Raw genomic sequence first — 16,192 nt, 5'->3', positions numbered from 1 at the left:
GCTGACCCGGTGAACCGCGCCGAACGCATCTTTCATCTGCACCGCCTGCTGCAGGCGCGGCGCCCGCCGTCACTGGCGGACCTGATGGAACGGCTCGAGGTCTCGCGCGCCACCATCAAGCGCGACCTCGAGTACATGCGCGACTTCATGCAGGCGCCGATTGAGTACGACCCGCAGGCCAACGGCTACCGATATGGGCAGGACGCCCCGGCCTTCGAACTGCCGGGGCTGTGGTTCAACGAATCCGAATTGCTGGCGCTTCTGACCATGGAGCAGCTGCTGGAAGACGTGCAGCCGGGTCTGCTGGCGCCCACGCTGGGCCCACTGAAGGGTCGCATCCGCGAGCTGCTCGCCAGCGGCGGACACCAGCCGGACGCCGTGCGTCGTCGCATCCGCATCCAGCCGCTGGCGCAGCGGGGCGGGCGAAGCGAGGGTTTTCAGGCCGTGGCCGCCGCCACGCTGGACGAACAGCCAATCGCAATCGAGTACCACGGTCGCGCCCGCGACACGGCGACCCGTCGCGTCGTGCACCCGCAACGCCTGCTCTACTACCGCGACAACTGGTATCTGATCGCCTGGTGCGAGCAGGCACAGGACCTGCGCACCTTTGCCCTGGAACGCATCCGTTCGTCAGCCCCGGCCGAGGGCACCTACCGCGATATTGACGAGTCCACGCTGGATGCCCACACCGGCGCGGCCTTCGGCATCTTCACCGGTCCCGCGCAGGAATGGGCGGTGCTGCGCTTCACCCCGGAACACGCGCGTTGGGTCGCGGACGAGACCTGGCACCCGGACCAGACCGGCCACTTCGAAGGCGAGCACTACCATCTGCGAGTCCCCTTCGGGGATCCCACCGAGCTGATCCAGGAGATCCTGCGCCACGGCGCCGGGGTCGAGGTCCTGGCCCCCGAAACCCTGCGCGCCCGCGTCGCCGCCACGCTGCACGAGGCCGCTGCGCAATACCCGGCTTCGTCCTGATGCTGCGCCGCTGGCTGGCCCACCGCAAATCCACCACCGCCTCCGGCCGACTGGAGGCGATCTGGATCGCCGACCAGGCCGGCGCACCCATGTGCGAGCGCGCCGCCGTGGATGTCACCGAAGCGGGCCTGACCGGAGATCGCTACGCCACCGGACATGGCCACTGGCACACGGTGGAAGCCTGCCCCGTCACCCTCATCTGCAGCGCCGAGATGGAGCGCGCCACGCGGCGGGCGCGCCGCCTGCGCCAGCCCGCAACCCCGGTGTCCGGCGACCACCGCCGCAACCTCGTGGTCAGCGGCCTCCGACGCAGCCCGCGCGCGGGGATCCTGCGCATCGGTGCCGTGCGTTTCGCCATCACCCGGCCGCGCCCGCCCTGCGGCTGGCTCAACCAGGTGGTCGGCTACAACCTCGCGGGGGCCCTGCGCCAGGACAGCGGTATCTGCCTGCGGCCCTTGGGGCCGGGCACCATTCGGCGTGGCGACACCGTGCACTGGGAGGCCGCCCAGGGGCATTCAAGAGGTGATTAACGGGGGTGGCTCATTCTGTGAGCCACCCCCAGTGCTACAACGGACCCCAAGATCCAGACCACAGGGAGTCCGAAATGCCAAACAAGACCCAGCAGGCCCGCCCGATCCCCACCCTGCGCGGCTACTACGCCAAGCGCGGGCGCTACAGCGCCACCGCCACCACCGAGGAACTGCTGCAGACCATCCCGCTGGCCGGCTTTCGCCACCACGATGCGCCGAAGCTGTGGAACGCCCTGAAGCGCGGCCAGGCCCTGACCCTGCGCCGGGAGCGGCTGAACCCCCACGACGACAAGGCCGTCGCCATCGACTGGGTCGACCATCAACTCGGCTACCTGCCACGGGACCGCAACGGCCTGGCCGCCGAGCTGCTGGACCGCGACGAGCCCCTGGTGGCCCGCATCCTGGAAAAGCGTGATCACGCCGACCGCCACAGCCGCCTGGAACTCGGCCTGTACCGCGCCCGCCCCCGGAGCGCCCCCGCGCACTAGAGGACGCTCCTGGCCAGGGTGGTGCTATCCCACCCAGATCGTCTTGGCGTTCTGGAACTCGCGGATGCCGAGTTCGGAGAGTTCGCGGCCGTAGCCCGAGTCCTTGACCCCACCGAAGGGCAGGCGCGGGTCGCTCTTGACGATGCCGTTGACGAAGGCGCAGCCGCATTCCAGGCGCCGGGCCAGGACCTCGCCACGTACCGGGTCGGCGGTCCAGACACTGCCGCCCAGACCGAAACGCGAACGATTGGCGAGCGTGATCGCGTGATCCGCGTTGCGTGCGCGGGTCACCGCGGCGACCGGGCCAAAGGTCTCCTCGTCGAAGGCGGGCATACCCGGTTCGACCGCGTCCAGCAGCGTGGGCGGGTAGAAGTAGCCCGCCCGCTCGAGCGGCTCGCCGCCGGTAACCAGCCGCGCGCCGGCGGCGACACTGCGCCGGACCTGGTCGTGCAGCTCGTCACGCAGGTCGTCGCGCGCCAGCGGCCCGATATTCGTGTCGTCGCTCATCGGGTCGCCGATTACCAGCGCCTCGATGGCCGTCCGAAATCGCTCCACAAAGGCGTCCGCGATCGATTCTTCAACGATGAATCGCTTGGCGGCGATGCAGGTCTCGCCGTTATTCTGGAAGCGCCCGCGCACCGCCTGTTCGACGGTATGGTCGAGGTCGGCGTCCGCCAGCACGATAAAGGCATCGGAGCCGCCCAGTTCCAGCACCGAGGTCTTGAGCGCCTTGCCCGCAGCCGCGCCCACCGCGCGCCCGGCCCTTTCCGATCCCGTCAGGCTCACGCCCTGCACGCGGGTATCGGCAATGATGCCCTCTACCGCGTCCGACCCGACCGGCAGGTTCTGGAACACGCCTTCGGGCAGACCGGCTTCAGTGAACACACGCTCCAGGTGCTCGGCGCAGCCTGGGACATTGGAGGCATGCTTGAGTAGCACGGTGTTGCCGGCAAGGGTCGCCGGGAGCGCCTGACGAAAGGCCTGCCAGTAGGGGAAGTTCCAGGGCATGACCAACAGGACGGTGCCCAGTGGCTGCCAGGCGATGAACGAGCGGCTCGCGTCCGAGGCGATCATCGTGTCCTGGAGAAAGTCCGGACCGCGATCGGCGTAGTACTCGCAGCCATTCGCACACTTGTCGACCTCGGCACGTGCCTCGACCAGGCGCTTGCCCATCTCCTGAGTGGCAGTGCGCGCCAGCGCCTCGCGCTGATCCCGCAGCACGGCAGCCAGATCGCGCAGGCACTGGGCCCGTACCGAAGCCGGATGCGCCGCCCAGTCCTGCTGGGCGCTGGCCGCCCGCGCCAGCGCGGCCTCCAGGGCCTCGGGACCCATCCGCGGGTACCGGGCCAGTGTTTCGCCAGTGGCGGGATTGATCGCGGTCAGGTCGGTCATGTCGAGGCCTCTGAAGTTTAAAGGGCGCTTGCGGAACCCGGTTTGAAGATTGACAGTCACCCGAGTATAAGACCAGCCCCACTGGCTTTCGGAAGGACCTTGGGACCATGTCGATTGATTCGATTCGCTCTGTCTGCCTCCTCGGCGGCACCGGCTTTGTCGGCCACCAGATCATCCGCCGCCTGATCGATCGCGGTATCCGCGTGCGCGTGCTGTCGCGGCGCCCGCACCGCCACCGTGACCTGCTGGTGAACCCCGAGGTCGATCTGGTCGAGGGCAGCGCCCACGACCCGGCCACGCTGGAGCGCGTCTTTGCGGGGCAGGACGCGGTGATCAACCTGGTCGGCATCCTGAACGAGCGCGGCCGCAACGGCTCGGGCTTTCGCGCCGCGCATGTGGAACTGACGCAGAAGGCCCTGGCGGCCGCCGAAAGCTGCGGAGTGCGCCGCTTCCTGCAGATGAGCGCGCTGAAGGCCGACATGGAGAACCCGCCCAGCCACTACCTGCGCACCAAGGGCGAGGCTGAACAGCTGGTATTCGCCTGCGATGCGTTCCCGGTCACGGTGTTTCGTCCGTCGGTGATCTTCGGGCGCGACGACTCCTTCCTGAACCGCTTCGCCACCCTGCTGAAGATCTCGCCGTTCATGCCGCTGGCAAGGGCGGACGCGGAGTTCGCGCCCGTCTACGTGGGCGATGTCGCCGAGCATTTCGTGGATGCCCTGGAGGATCCGGAGACCTTCGGCGAAGGCTTTGAGCTGTGCGGTCCGCAGACCTACAGCCTGGAAGAGCTGGTGCGCTATGTCGGCCGCCTGATCGGCCACCGCCGCCCGGTCATCGCGCTCCCCGACTGGGCCGGAAAGCTGCAGGCCAGCGTGTTCGAGTTCGTGCCCGGCAAGCCGCTGTCGCGCGACAACTTCGCCTCGCTGACCATCGACAGCGTCTGCGAAGGTGAGTCCCGTCTGCCCTGCCCGACGCGCCTCGAGGCGATCGCCCCGGAGTACCTCGGTGGCGGCATCGAGGCACGCAAGCAGGCCCTGCGCACCCATACCCGCGAGGTCGACCGCGGCTAGCGGCCGCGCGGGCGCCATGCAGACCTATCTCGTCGGGGGCGCGGTGCGCGACCGGCTGCTGGGGCGCCCGGTGCATGAACGCGACTACGTGGTGGTGGGCTCCACGCCCGAGGCCATGGAGGCTGCCGGCTTCCGCCCGGTGGGGCGGGATTTCCCGGTCTTTCTGCACCCCGAGACGCACGAGGAATATGCGCTGGCGCGCACCGAGCGCAAGACCGCGCGCGGCTACCACGGCTTCCAGTTCAATGCCTCGCCCGAGGTCACGCTGGAGGCCGACCTCGAACGGCGTGACCTGACCATCAACGCGATGGCGGAGGACGCCGACGGCCATCTGATCGACTGCTACAACGGCCAGGCCGACCTCGAGGCGCGCCTGCTGCGTCACGTCTCGCCCGCCTTCGCCGAGGACCCGGTGCGACTGCTGCGCGTGGCCCGCTTTGCCGCACAACTGGAGCCATGGGGCTTTCGGGTCGCCGATGACACGCGGGAGCTGATGCGCGAGCTGGTCACCTCCGGCGAGGTCGATGCGCTGGTACCGGAGCGCGTCTGGGCCGAGTGCGAAAAGGCCCTGAAGAGCCCGGCCCCGCGCCGCTTCATCGAGGTGCTGCGCGAGGCCGGGGCGCTGGCCCGCCTGTTCCCCGAGATCGAATGCCTGTTCGGCGTCCCGCAGCCGGCGCGCTACCACCCGGAGATCGATACCGGCGTGCATACCCTGATGGTGCTGGACCAGGCCACCCGCCTGTCCGAGTCCCCGGAGGTCCGCTTCGCTGCGCTGGTCCACGACCTCGGCAAGGGCAACACCGACCCCGAGATCCTGCCCAGCCACCACGGCCACGAGGAGCGCGGGGTCGTACTGATCCGCGCACTGGCCGAGCGCCTGCGCATCCCCAACCGCTACCGCGAACTGGCCGTGCGGGTCGCGCGCTATCACGGACTGGTGCACCGGGTCTTCGAGCTGCGCCCGAAGACGGTGATGAAACTCGTAGACGGGCTCGATGCCCTGCGCCGGCCGGACAACGTCGAGCCCTTCCTGCTCGCGGTGGAGGCAGATTTTCGCGGGCGCACCGGCTGGCAGGACAAGCCCTATCCCCAGGCCGATGCGGTGCGCCGCGCCGTGGCGGCCGCGCAGGGGGTCGACGTCCAGACCCTGATGGCCGAGGGGCACAAGGGCAAGGCCCTCGGCGAGGCCCTGGAGCGTGCGCGTATCCGGGCGATCGAGGATGCCCTCCACACCGCCCCGAACCCGTAGGAGGCCAGCCCTCTGGCCGATCGGCTGTCGGTCCGGGCCCATCGGCCAGAGGGCTGGCCTCCTACAGCAACTTGCCTGGACGAGCGTGCGAACGTACTCTTTCGCCGCTATTGACGTACTCGAGGACTCCGCGATGGATTTCGCCCTGGCCCGGATGAACATGGTTGAACAGCAGGTCCGTCCCTGGGACGTGCTGGACATGCGTGTACTGGACGTGATGGAAACGCTTCCACGCGAACGCTTCATGCCGGACGCCTACAAGGCCCTGGCGTACGCCGACTCCGAGATCCCGCTCGGCCATGGCGCGCACACCCTGCCACCGGTGGTGATCGGCCGCCTGCTGCAGGCCGCCGCCGCGCAGCCGACCGAGACGGTGCTGGAGATCGGTACCGGCTCCGGCTATGTCACCGCCTGCCTGGCACGCCTGGCCGCGCACGTCGACTCCATCGAGCGCATCGACGAACTGCGTCTGAATGCGCGCAATACGCTGGTCGACTTGGGGCTGGAGAACGCCAGCCTGCGCACCGCCACCGTGACCCCCGAGTGGGCTCCGCCGCGCGAGCGCTATGACGTGATCGTGCTGACCGGCGCGATGACCGAATACAACGACTTCCTCGAACGCTACCTGACCCTGGGTGGCCGGCTGTTCGTGATCACCGGTGACGGCCCGATCATGCAGGCCAACCTGATTACCCGCACCACCGAGGACAGCGTCCGCCACGACGTGCTGTTCGAGACGCGTGTGGAGCCGCTGGTCGGTTTCGAACCGAAACCCGCGTTCGAATTCTGACTTCCCACCCCCGGCCGTCCGCCCGCCGGGGTCTCCATCGCAGAAACACGGGTCCGCGTGCACATTGCCCGGTGTTTCCCTACGATGGAGCTTTCCCTGTCTATTCAGGAAGCCGCGCCCATGAACCGGTCCGTCAAACGTATTTTTTCCACGCTGGCGACTGCCGGCATCGCCCTGCTGGTGGCCAGTCCGGCCCCGGCCGCCAGCCTGCTTGAGGTCTACGAGCGCGCCGCGACGGAAGACGCCGAGCTGCGCGCGGCCAAGGCCGAGTACCGCAGCGTGCTCGAGAACCGCCCGATCGCGCGCTCCGCGTTCCTGCCGCAGATCACCGGTGACGCCGAGGCCGGCGCCTTCTACAACAACTATCGCAACCAGGACAGCTTCGACGGACGCCAGACCAGCTTTGGCGTATCGCTGATGCAGAGCCTCTACGACCGCCGCAATTTCATTGAACTGACCCAGGCCGATCTCGAGATTGCGCGCGCGGAGGCCGAACTGGACGCCGCCCGCCAGGACCTGATCCTGCGGGTATCCGAGGCCTACTTCGATGTACTGGTTGCACAAGAGACACTGGCCTTTCGCGAGGCGGAGCTCGAGGCCATCGGCCGCCAGCTGGAACAGACCGAGCGCCGCTTCGAGGTGGGCCTGATCGCCAGCACCGACGTGAAAGAGGCCCAGGCCCAGCGCGACATCGCCGAGGCCGAACGCATCGCCGCGGAGAACCAGCTGGACGTGGCGCGCGAACAACTCGCGGTAATCACCAATACGTACTGGGACGAACTCGACGTGCTGCGCGAGGATGCCGAACTGACCCCGCCAGAACCGGCCGATGCCCAGGCATGGGTCGATATCGCGCTGGAAAATAACCTGGAGCTGGCTGCCCAGCGTCTGACCACCGAGACCGCCCGCGAGCAGATCCAGCGTCAGCGCGCCGAGGGCCAGCCAAGGCTGAACCTGAACGCCTCGGTCAGCGAAAACCGTTTCCACGGTATCGATGACGGCGGCGCTGGCGCGCAGGGCGTGGGGCCCCTGTTCAACGAAGGCACCGAGGCCCAGGTGGGCGTGCGCCTGGAGGTGCCGTTCTATACCGGCGGGCGCGTGAGCGCGCTGACCCGCCAGGCCCGCGAGGACTTCCAGGCCGCACAGGAAGGCCAGTCGCTCGTTGAACGCCGCACCACCCAGGACACGCGCAATGCCTATCTGTCGGTGATCGCGAACAGCTCGCGCGTGCGCGCCCTGGAGCAGGCACTGATCTCCACCCAGGCCGCCTTCGAGTCGGCCGAAGCCGGGTTCGAGGTCGGCACGCGTACCCAGGTCGACGTGCTGCTGGCCCTGCGCGAGGTGTTCCGCGCCGAGCGTGACTACGCCGAGGCCCGCTACGGCTTCCTGACCGACTCGTTGCGCCTGCAGCGCGCCGCCGGCCGCCTGAGCGTCGCGGACCTGGAGTCGATCAACCAGCTGCTGGAGCGATGACCGTCGATCCACGCGCCCGCTGCGACCGTGCCCGTTCCCGCCTGGTCCTGATTGACCTGCAGGAGCGGCTGCTGGCCGCAATGCCGGACAGCGAACGCGATGCGGTGGAACGCCACACCGCACGGCTCGTCGAGGCCGCGCGCAAGCTGGACATCCCGATCGAGGTCTCGCGCCAGTATCCGAAGGGGCTGGGCGAGGTGACCGCGAGCCTGCAGCAGGCACTGGACGGACATGGCACGCTGACCGACAAGACGGCCTTCTCCTGCTGCGCGGAAGACGACCTCCACGCGCGCCTGACCGGCGGCGACCAGATCATCCTGACCGGCGCCGAGACACATATCTGCGTCACACAGACGGCCCTGGAACTGCTGGACGCAGGTGTTACCGTGTTCGTGGTCGAGGATGCGGTCTGCTCGCGCGACGCCACGCGCAAGCGCAACGGACTGGAGCGACTGCGCGCGGCGGGCGCGATCATCACGAACCACGAATCGGTACTGTTCGAGTGGCTGCGCGACGCGGCCGACCCGCAGTTCCGCGAGCTCAGTCAACTGATCCGCTAACGATAGACGGGGAGAAACGCAGGGATGCGCATGCTAGGAAACATTCTGCTGGGCGCGTGGCTGATCCTGTTCGGCCTGCGCGGCCTGCTGGGGCTGCAGTTTCAGTACGACCACTATGTGATCAGCGGTCTGGCCGTGATCGCGGGTATCCTGTTCATCCTGCGACGTTAAACGAAACCCGGACATGCGCCTTTCGCCCGAAGAATACCGCCAACTGGACCATCGCCGGATCACCCTGCTGGGGATGTCCGGTGTCGGCAAGACGCGCCTGTCCAACATGCTCCGACGCGAGGAGTGGTTCCACTACTCGGGTGACTACCGCATCGGCACGCGCTACCTGAGCGAACCGATCCTGGACAACATCAAGGCCCAGGCGATGGCCGTGCCGTTTCTGCGCGACCTGCTGCGCTCGGACTCGATCCAGATCATCAACAACATCACGGTGGACAACCTGCACCCGGTCGCGAGCTTCCTCGGCAAGCTCGGCAACCCGGAACAGGGCGGCCTGCCGCTGACCGAGTTCAAGCGCCGCCAGAACCTGCACCACGAGTCCGAGGTGCAGGCGATGCTCGACGTGCCGGACTTCATCCACAAGTCGCAGACGCTGTTCGGCTATCCGCATTTCGTCAACGACGCCGGCGGCTCGGTCTGCGAACTGGACAGCCCCGGCGTCCTGGAGACCCTCGCCGAGCACACGCTGATCCTCTACATCAAGGCGACTGACGAAGACGAGCGCCAGCTGATCGAGCGCGCGGAACGCGACCCGAAGCCGCTGTACTACCGCGAGGCCTTCCTCGACCAGCAGCTTGCCGAGTACATGCGCGACGAGGGGCTGGACTATGTCGCCCAGATCGACCCGGACGCCTTTGTGCGCTGGGTGTTCTCGCGCCTGTTCCGCGCGCGCCTGCCACGCTACGAGGCAATCGCGGAGGCACACGGCTACACCATCAGCACCACCGAGCTCGCGCAGGTCCGCAACGCCGCGGACTTCGACGACCTGGTGTGCATGGCCCTGGAGCGGGAGGCGCGACTGTAATGCCTCTCGTTGCCCACTCCGACCTGCCCACCTTCGCCCGCCTGAAGAGCGAAGGCGAGACCGTACTGCCCAGCGACTTCGCCCAGCAGCAGGAGATCCGCGCGCTGCATATCGGGCTGCTCAACATGATGCCGGACGCCGCCCTGGCGGCCACCGAGCGCCAGTTCTTCCGCCTGATTGGCGAGAGCAACCAGATCGCGCAGTTCTACATCCATCCCTTTACCCTGCCGCAACTCAAGCGCGGGCCGAAGGGGCGCGATCACATCAAGCACTACTACGAGGACTTCGAGGATCTGAAGAAGGATGGCCTCGACGCGCTGATCATCACCGGGGCCAACGTGACCCAGCCCGATCTGGCGCTGGAGCCGTTCTGGGAGCCCCTGGCGGAGGTCGTCGACTGGGCCTGGGACAACGTGACCTCCACGCTGTGCTCCTGCCTTGCCACCCACGCCGTACTGCAGGCCCGCTACGGCGAGCATCGCGTGCACATGGGCGAGAAGCTGTGGGGCGTGTTCCCGCATCGCGTGGTGGACCGCGGCCACCCGCTGGTCACCGGCGTGAACACGCGTTTCGACGTGCCACACTCGCGCTACAACGACGTCTCGCGCGAGCAGTTCGAGCGCCACGGCCTGCGTGTACTGGTGGAGAGCGAGCAGTCCGGCATCCATCTGGGTGCATCACCGGATGGTTTCCGCATGGTCTTCTTCCAGGGGCATCCGGAGTACGACTCGATCAGCCTGCTCAAGGAGTACAAGCGCGAGGTCGTGCGCTACATCCAGGGCGAGCGCGAGAGCTATCCGCCCCTGCCGGAGAACTACCTGCTGCCGCAGGCGGCGGCGATCCTCGACGAGCACCGCGAGCATGTGCAGGTCGCGGTCGAGCACTGCACCGAGATCCCGGCACTGCCGGAGGCACTGCTGCTCGACCGCCTGGACAACACCTGGCACGACACCGCACTGGCGGTGATGAACAACTGGCTGGGCAACGTCTACCAGCTGACGAACCTCGACCGGCGCAAGCCGTTTCGCGACAGCGTCGACCCGAACGACCCGCTCGCCGGGCGGCGCTAATCCGGCTCTGCCCCTCATGGCGAGGAGGTGACGAGGCAGCCTCCTTACGATGGCAGGGCCGCGGGGCCGGTTGTTTCGAGAATCGATGGATTCGTCGCTTCGCTCCTCGCAATGACAGCGCGGGGGGATCTCCTCGTAACTAGGGATACCGATGGCCGAGACTGATTCGGAAAAGCTGCCGCGTCCGATCCTGCACCTGTACGAGGCCATCGCCGGGGAAGAGGACGCGCGCGTCTGCAAGGACATCCCGGAGGATGCCTGCCGCGCGCAGCCGGTCAATTTCTTCGTCCACCTGGTCTCCAACACGCTGAGCAAGATTGGCGACGAGCTGGCCTCGGCGCGGCTGGTGCTGGCCTGGCTGCTGGGGGCACTAGGCGCCCCGGCCGCGTTTGCCGGCTTCCTCGTCCCGATCCGCGAATCGGGGTCGCTGCTCCCGCAGCTGTTCGTCGCCGCCTCCATTCGCCGCCGCGCCATCCGCAAGGGGTTCTGGATCCTGGGCTCGGTCCTCTCCGGGCTGGCGGTCGCCGGGATGGCGACCGTCGCCCTGACCCTGGAGGGCGCGGCGGCGGGCTGGGCGATCCTCGGGCTGCTGACCGTGTTCGCGCTGGCGCGCGGGATCAATTCGGTGGCCTCGAAGGACGTGCTCGGCAAGACGATTGCCAAGCAGCGCCGCGGCACCGTGATGGGCTATGCCGCCTCGCTGGCCGGCTTCTTCACGCTGGGGCTGGGGGTCTATCTGACCCTGGCGAACCTCGAGGATGCCGGTATTGGCATATTCGTCGCCCTGTTGGCCGCCTCCGCCGGCGCCTGGTGGGTGGCGGCCGCGACCTTTACGCGCCTGCACGAGGCCCCGGGCTCCACCGAGGGCGGCGGCAACGCGATCACCCAGGCGTTGTCCTCGGTACGCCTGCTGTGGACCGACCGCGCGTTCGGGCACTTCGTGTTCACCCGCGCGCTGCTGATGAGCACGGCCCTGGCGCTGCCGTTCTATGTGCTGCTGGCCGAAGATGCGACCTCGGGGGATCTGGGCACGCTTGGGCTGCTGATCCTGGCCAGCGGGCTGGCCTCGGCGGTCAGCGCCCCGGTCTGGGGACGCCTGTCCGATCGTTCCTCCCGCTGGGTACTGATTCTCTCGGGCCTGCTGGCCGCAGGGCTCGGCATCCTGGTCGCCCTGGGTGTCTGGTTCGCGCCGGTGGATACCGACTCGGCGCTGGTGCCGGGCGGGGTCGTCTACGCGCTGCTGTTCTTCCTGCTGGGGGTCAGCCATGCCGGCGTGCGGCTGGGGCGCAAGACCTATCTGGTGGACATGGCCACCGAGAAGACCCGCGCCGCGTTCACCGCCGTCAGCAATACCGTGATCGGCGCGCTGCTGCTCGTGGGCGGGCTGTTCGGGCTGCTGGCCCAGCTCGCGGGCACCGAGGTCGCGATTTTCGTGCTCGCCCTGATGAGCCTGGCCGGCGCGGTCAGCGCCTGGTGGATGGGCGAGGCCTGAGGCCCGTCAGGCCTCGGCGTCGGTGCGCCTGTAGAGGAGATCGGCCACCGCGTGGCCGCGCCGCTCGCCGCGCCGCTCGAACTTGGTCACCGGGCGTTCCGGCGGCCGCCCCGGGGCCGGCACCGGGCCATCCGGCTCGAACCACGGCGCGCATTCTTCCAGTACCGCCATCATGTGCTCGGCGTATTCGGCCCAGTCGGTCGCCAGGTGCAGCCGCCCGCCCGGGCGCATACGCGAGGCCAGCAGGCGCACGAACGGTGGCTGGATCAGGCGGCGCTTGTGGTGGCGCTTCTTGTGCCAGGGATCGGGGAAATACACCTGAACCCCGTCCAGGGCCGCCGGCGCGATGTAGTGCTCCAGCAGTTCCACGGCGTCGTGGTCGGAGACGCGCACGTTGGTCAGACCGCGCTGCTCCACCTCGCGCAGCAGGTGACCCACGCCCGGGCGATGGACCTCGGTGCCGATGTAATCGCGCCCCGGGTTCTGCGCCGCCTGCTCGGCCAGGCTCTCGCCGTCGCCAAAGCCGATCTCCAGCGTGACCGGCGCCTCGCGGCCGAAGACGGCCGCCAGGTCGAGCGGTGCCGCGGGCTCCGGCAGCGCGAGCCCGAAGCGCGGCAACAGCTCGTCCAGCGCACGCTGCTGGCCCGGCGTCAGCCGCCCCTCGCGGCGCACGAAACTGCGGATACGCCGGTAAAAGGGCTTGTCCTCGGAGGCAGAATCAGCAGACTCACTCATGCTCAGCTGAAGAACAGGCCGGTCTGCGGCGAGGAGGCCGAGGCGTAGCGGCGCGGCGCCATGCGCCCGGCACGGTAGGCCTGACGCCCGGCGATGATCGCGTGACGCATGGCCGAGGCCATCATCACCGGGTCCTCGGCAGCCGCGATGGCGGTATTCATCAGCACCCCGTCGCAGCCCAGCTCCATCGCGATTGCGGCATCCGAGGCCGTGCCGACGCCGGCATCGACCAGCACCGGAACGTTGGCGTTTTCGACGATCTCGCGGATGTTGTAGCGGTTCTGGATACCCAGCCCGGAGCCGATCGGGGCGGCCAGCGGCATGATCGCCAGACAGCCGATCTCTTCCAGGCGCTTCGCCAGCAGCGGATCGTCGGTGGTGTAGACCATCACGTCGAAGCCCTCGGCGACCAGGGTCTCGGCGGCCTTCACGGTCTCGAAGACATCCGGGTACAAGGTCTTCTCGTCGCCCAGGACCTCCAGCTTCACCAGGTTGTGCCCGTCCAGCAGCTCGCGCGCCAGGCGGCAGGTACGGATCGCGTCATCGGCGGTAAAGCAGCCGGCCGTGTTCGGCAGCAGCGTGTAGCGCTCCGGCGAGATCACGTCCAGCAGGTTGGGCTCGTCCGGGTTCTGGCCGATGTTGGTGCGGCGGATCGCGACCGTGACGATCTCCGCCCCGCTGGCCTCAATGGCATCACGGGTCTGATCGAGATCGCGGTACTTGCCTGTGCCCACCAGCAGACGGGAGGTGAACTCGCGTGAACCCACGCGGAAGAGGTCGTCGGCAGACGCGGCGGCCGATTCGGTCATGGTGATTCCTTCGTTGAAAGTAGTTACGGACGGCGACTCGGACTCAACCGCCCCCAATCGCCTGCACGATCTCCACGCGATCGCCGGGATGCAACGGGTGCGCGGCGTGCTCGCTGCGCGGTACCAGCTCCTCGTTGACCTCCACTGCCAGGCGGCGACCGCCCAGGCCACGCGCCTCGATCAGCGCAGCCAGGGTGGCCTCGCCATCTTCGGGGAGTTCGAAGGGTTCGCCGTTCAGCTGAATCTGCATAGTTCTTCGACTGGTCAATTTGCCGTTGAGCCGGAGGCCAACAAGACCTACAATCGCCGACTCAAGCGGGTGTAGTTCAATGGTAGAACGGGAGCTTCCCAAGCTCTTAATGTGGGTTCGATTCCCATCACCCGCTCCATTCTATCAGAGGCTTGCGCCTCCGGACCCCCATCGGACTGACGTGATCTGGACGCGATCCAGCAGCTGTTATATTGTCCGGAATATGTCTGCTACATCTGACAATCCGAATCTGCTGGACGTCGACGACGCCCGCGCGTTGCTGCGCGAACACACGATCTCTCCGACGGAGCAGCGCGTGGAGATCGCACGCGTAATGTTCGCGCGTCATCAGCACCTGAGCGCCGAACAAATCCTCGGCCGCCTGATGCAGCATTCGTCGCGCGTCTCCAAGGCCACGGTCTACAACACGCTCAAGCTGTTCGCAGAGAAGGGCCTGGTGCGCGAGGTCGTGATCGACCCGACCAAGCTTTTCTACGACTCCAACCTGAATCCGCACCACCACCTGTTCCACACCGACACCGGCGAGCTGGAAGACGTCGATCCCGCACGGGTCGATATCTCGCACCTGCCCCCGCTGCCGGAAGGCAAAGAGCTGCTGGGTGTGGACGTGATTATTCGGGTCAGCGAGCGCACGGCCTGATCCGGAACCCGCGCCGCCGGTCGCGCGGGATTGTTGTCGAGCCCCACCCCCGCTATTATGGCGCGCTTCGCCGACGTAGCTCAGTTGGTAGAGCAATCGATTCGTAATCGATAGGTCGCAGGTTCGACTCCTGCCGTCGGCACCATTTCCCCTCCCTGTTCCCTCTTGCGCCTGTTCGCAGAACGGCTCAGGAGCCTTTTGGCTTGCCGCCCCCGCTGCGATGGCGGTGCCCGCCGCCGCCCGACGGTTTACCCGATCCGCGCACACCGCCACGTCCACCGCCGCCGCGCCGGTCGTCGCGCGGCTTGCGCGGGCGCGGCTTGGGGCGCACCGGGTCGCTGAACAGGGCTGCGGGGTCCACGGTCTCCGTGGGGATCCGTTCGCCGAGATAGGACTCGATGTCCGGCAGGTAGAACGCCGAGTCCTCGCAGCCGAAGCTGATGGCGTCGCCCTCGGCCCCGGCGCGCGCCGTGCGCCCGATGCGGTGCACGTAGTCCTCGCCCGACTGCGGCAGATCGAAGTTGAACACGTGGGTCACGGCCGGGATGTGCAGTCCGCGCGCCGCGACATCGGTCGCCACCAGAAAGGTGTACTCGCCTGCGGTGAAGCGCTCCAGCAGGCTCGAGCGCTTGTTCTGCGGCACATCACCCGAGAGCAGCGCGGCCTTCTGCCCGTTCACGTTCAGCCAGTCGCAGACCTTCTCGGCCCCGTGCTTGGTGTTCACGAACACGATGGCCCGCTCCGGCTTGAGATCGCGCGCCAGCCCCAGCAGCAGCGGGATTTTTTCTTCGTTCGCCGGGTAGTAGATCACCTGGCGCACGCGATCCGCGGTCAGGGTCTCGGCCTCGACCTGGACCTTTTCCGGGTTGCTCATGTGCTCGTAGGCCAGCTCCATCACACGCAGCGACAGCGTGGCCGAGAACAGCATGGACAGCCGCTCGCTGGCCGGCGCGCAGCGACGCATCAGGAAACGCACGTCCTTGATGAAACCGAGATCGAACATGCGATCGGCCTCGTCCAGCACCACCACCTCGGTGTGCCCGAGCCCGAACACCTTCTGCTTGAAGTAGTCGATGATCCGGCCCGGCGTACCAATCAGGATGTCGGCCCCGGCCTCCAGCTGCTCGCGCTGGCTGTCGTAACCGGTACCACCATAGGCCAGCGCCAGCTTGAGCCCGGTTTCGCGCCCCAGCATCTCGGCATCCTTGTGGATCTGGATGGCGAGTTCACGCGTCGGGGCGACGATCAGGGCGCGCACATCGGTCGCCCGGCGATCGGGCGCGGGCGCCTGGCGCAGCAGACGGTTGAAGGTGGCGATCAGAAAGGCCGCGGTCTTGCCCGTACCGGTCTGCGCCTGCCCGGCGACATCCCGCCCGGCCAGCGCAATGGGCAGGGTCAGCGCCTGGATCGGCGTGCAGGTCTCGAAACCGGTGGCGCGGATGCCCGCCTGTACGGCCTCGGGCAGATCGAGCTGGTCGAAGCGGGGCGTTTCCTGCGCGGGATCGGTCATGTGAATCCTCTATTACTTGAACTGTCTGGCGATCATCGTCGATAGTAAGAGCCGTGCAGCCGGCGTTGCGGGCTGTTCCCCCAACCCAAGTGATGAGGG

General features: G+C 67.7%; 18 protein-coding genes and 2 tRNA genes. 15 read left to right on the top strand and 5 right to left on the bottom strand.

What is annotated here, in order from left to right; all coding sequences use genetic code 11:
• The first annotated feature begins 9 nt into the window (after positions 1 to 9).
• The 3 genes from F791_RS0106480 to F791_RS0106470 all read left to right on the top strand — a co-directional run bounded on the left by F791_RS0106480 (position 10) and on the right by F791_RS0106470 (position 1,996).
• On the top strand, positions 10 to 978 hold the full coding sequence (locus F791_RS0106480; protein WP_018993270.1) for a YafY family protein: 969 nt from the start codon (positions 10 to 12) through the stop codon (positions 976 to 978).
• The gene (locus tag F791_RS0106475; RefSeq protein WP_019592367.1) at positions 978 to 1,508 is read left to right on the top strand and encodes an MOSC domain-containing protein; all 531 of its coding nucleotides are present in this window, start codon (positions 978 to 980) and stop codon (positions 1,506 to 1,508) included. The genes F791_RS0106480 and F791_RS0106475 overlap by 1 nt, the downstream gene beginning before the upstream one ends.
• A gap of 74 nt (positions 1,509 to 1,582) precedes the next feature.
• On the top strand, positions 1,583 to 1,996 hold the full coding sequence (locus F791_RS0106470; RefSeq protein WP_018139456.1) for an HIRAN domain-containing protein: 414 nt from the start codon (positions 1,583 to 1,585) through the stop codon (positions 1,994 to 1,996).
• Positions 1,997 to 2,020: 24 nt separating this feature from the next.
• Here F791_RS0106470 and F791_RS0106465 read toward each other — a convergent pair whose 3' ends face one another.
• Positions 2,021 to 3,388 carry an NAD-dependent succinate-semialdehyde dehydrogenase gene (locus F791_RS0106465; RefSeq protein ID WP_018995025.1) on the bottom strand — a complete coding sequence of 456 codons (1,368 nt, stop codon included), beginning with the start codon at positions 3,386 to 3,388 and terminating at the stop codon, positions 2,021 to 2,023.
• A gap of 107 nt (positions 3,389 to 3,495) precedes the next feature.
• Between F791_RS0106465 and F791_RS0106460 the strand changes: the two genes are divergently transcribed.
• The 9 genes from F791_RS0106460 to F791_RS0106420 all read left to right on the top strand — a co-directional run bounded on the left by F791_RS0106460 (position 3,496) and on the right by F791_RS0106420 (position 12,128).
• Entirely contained in the window at positions 3,496 to 4,458 is a 963-nt protein-coding gene (locus F791_RS0106460; protein WP_018139458.1) for a complex I NDUFA9 subunit family protein, read from the top strand.
• Positions 4,459 to 4,474: 16 nt separating this feature from the next.
• Complete coding sequence (locus F791_RS0106455) at positions 4,475 to 5,707, top strand: multifunctional CCA addition/repair protein (protein WP_018139459.1); 1,233 nt, start codon at positions 4,475 to 4,477, stop codon at positions 5,705 to 5,707.
• Between the two features lie 133 nt (positions 5,708 to 5,840).
• Entirely contained in the window at positions 5,841 to 6,497 is a 657-nt protein-coding gene (locus F791_RS0106450) for a protein-L-isoaspartate O-methyltransferase (protein WP_018139460.1), read from the top strand.
• 120 nt (positions 6,498 to 6,617) lie between these two features.
• Positions 6,618 to 7,970, top strand: a complete 1,353-nt coding sequence (locus tag F791_RS0106445; protein ID WP_018995022.1) for a TolC family outer membrane protein — start codon at positions 6,618 to 6,620, stop codon at positions 7,968 to 7,970.
• Positions 7,967 to 8,530: an isochorismatase family protein gene (locus tag F791_RS0106440; protein WP_018993274.1), complete on the top strand. Its 564-nt coding sequence runs from the start codon at positions 7,967 to 7,969 to the stop codon at positions 8,528 to 8,530. Before F791_RS0106445 ends, F791_RS0106440 begins: the two co-directional genes overlap by 4 nt.
• A 30-nt stretch (positions 8,531 to 8,560) precedes the next feature.
• The gene (locus tag F791_RS13770; protein ID WP_196799362.1) at positions 8,561 to 8,701 is read left to right on the top strand and encodes a hypothetical protein; all 141 of its coding nucleotides are present in this window, start codon (positions 8,561 to 8,563) and stop codon (positions 8,699 to 8,701) included.
• A 13-nt stretch (positions 8,702 to 8,714) separates the two neighbouring features.
• Positions 8,715 to 9,566, top strand: a complete 852-nt coding sequence (locus F791_RS0106430; RefSeq protein ID WP_018139464.1) for a hypothetical protein — start codon at positions 8,715 to 8,717, stop codon at positions 9,564 to 9,566.
• Complete coding sequence (locus F791_RS0106425) at positions 9,566 to 10,636, top strand: homoserine O-succinyltransferase (protein ID WP_018174970.1); 1,071 nt, start codon at positions 9,566 to 9,568, stop codon at positions 10,634 to 10,636. Before F791_RS0106430 ends, F791_RS0106425 begins: the two co-directional genes overlap by 1 nt.
• A gap of 151 nt (positions 10,637 to 10,787) precedes the next feature.
• The gene (locus F791_RS0106420) at positions 10,788 to 12,128 is read left to right on the top strand and encodes an MFS transporter (protein WP_019592366.1); all 1,341 of its coding nucleotides are present in this window, start codon (positions 10,788 to 10,790) and stop codon (positions 12,126 to 12,128) included.
• A gap of 6 nt (positions 12,129 to 12,134) precedes the next feature.
• Here the strand turns inward: F791_RS0106420 and trmB are convergent, their stop codons facing one another.
• The 3 genes from trmB to thiS are packed head-to-tail and all read right to left on the bottom strand — an operon-like array spanning position 12,135 to position 13,922.
• Positions 12,135 to 12,863, bottom strand: a complete 729-nt coding sequence (trmB, locus tag F791_RS0106415; protein WP_012983825.1) for a tRNA (guanosine(46)-N7)-methyltransferase TrmB — start codon at positions 12,861 to 12,863, stop codon at positions 12,135 to 12,137.
• 2 nt (positions 12,864 to 12,865) lie between these two features.
• The gene (locus F791_RS0106410; RefSeq protein ID WP_012983826.1) at positions 12,866 to 13,672 is read right to left on the bottom strand and encodes a thiazole synthase; all 807 of its coding nucleotides are present in this window, start codon (positions 13,670 to 13,672) and stop codon (positions 12,866 to 12,868) included.
• Positions 13,673 to 13,715: 43 nt separating this feature from the next.
• Positions 13,716 to 13,922 (bottom strand): sulfur carrier protein ThiS, encoded by a 207-nt coding sequence (gene thiS, locus F791_RS0106405; RefSeq protein ID WP_012983827.1) that lies wholly within the window; start codon positions 13,920 to 13,922, stop codon positions 13,716 to 13,718.
• Positions 13,923 to 13,987: 65 nt separating this feature from the next.
• Here thiS and F791_RS0106400 point away from each other — a divergent pair.
• The 3 genes from F791_RS0106400 to F791_RS0106390 all read left to right on the top strand — a co-directional run bounded on the left by F791_RS0106400 (position 13,988) and on the right by F791_RS0106390 (position 14,728).
• Positions 13,988 to 14,061 (top strand) — tRNA-Gly (locus tag F791_RS0106400).
• 84 nt (positions 14,062 to 14,145) lie between these two features.
• Positions 14,146 to 14,583 carry a Fur family transcriptional regulator gene (locus F791_RS0106395; protein WP_019592365.1) on the top strand — a complete coding sequence of 146 codons (438 nt, stop codon included), beginning with the start codon at positions 14,146 to 14,148 and terminating at the stop codon, positions 14,581 to 14,583.
• Between the two features lie 69 nt (positions 14,584 to 14,652).
• Positions 14,653 to 14,728, top strand: a tRNA-Thr gene (locus tag F791_RS0106390).
• A gap of 42 nt (positions 14,729 to 14,770) precedes the next feature.
• Here F791_RS0106390 and F791_RS0106385 read toward each other — a convergent pair.
• Positions 14,771 to 16,093, bottom strand: coding sequence for a DEAD/DEAH box helicase (locus tag F791_RS0106385; protein ID WP_019592364.1), 1,323 nt, complete (start codon positions 16,091 to 16,093; stop codon positions 14,771 to 14,773).
• Between the last annotated feature and the right edge of the window lie 99 nt (positions 16,094 to 16,192).

Source organism: Thioalkalivibrio sp. ALRh (assembly GCF_000381425.1).
In the GTDB taxonomy this organism is placed as follows: domain Bacteria; phylum Pseudomonadota; class Gammaproteobacteria; order Ectothiorhodospirales; family Ectothiorhodospiraceae; genus Thioalkalivibrio.
This window is presented reverse-complemented; position numbering and strand designations above follow the sequence as displayed.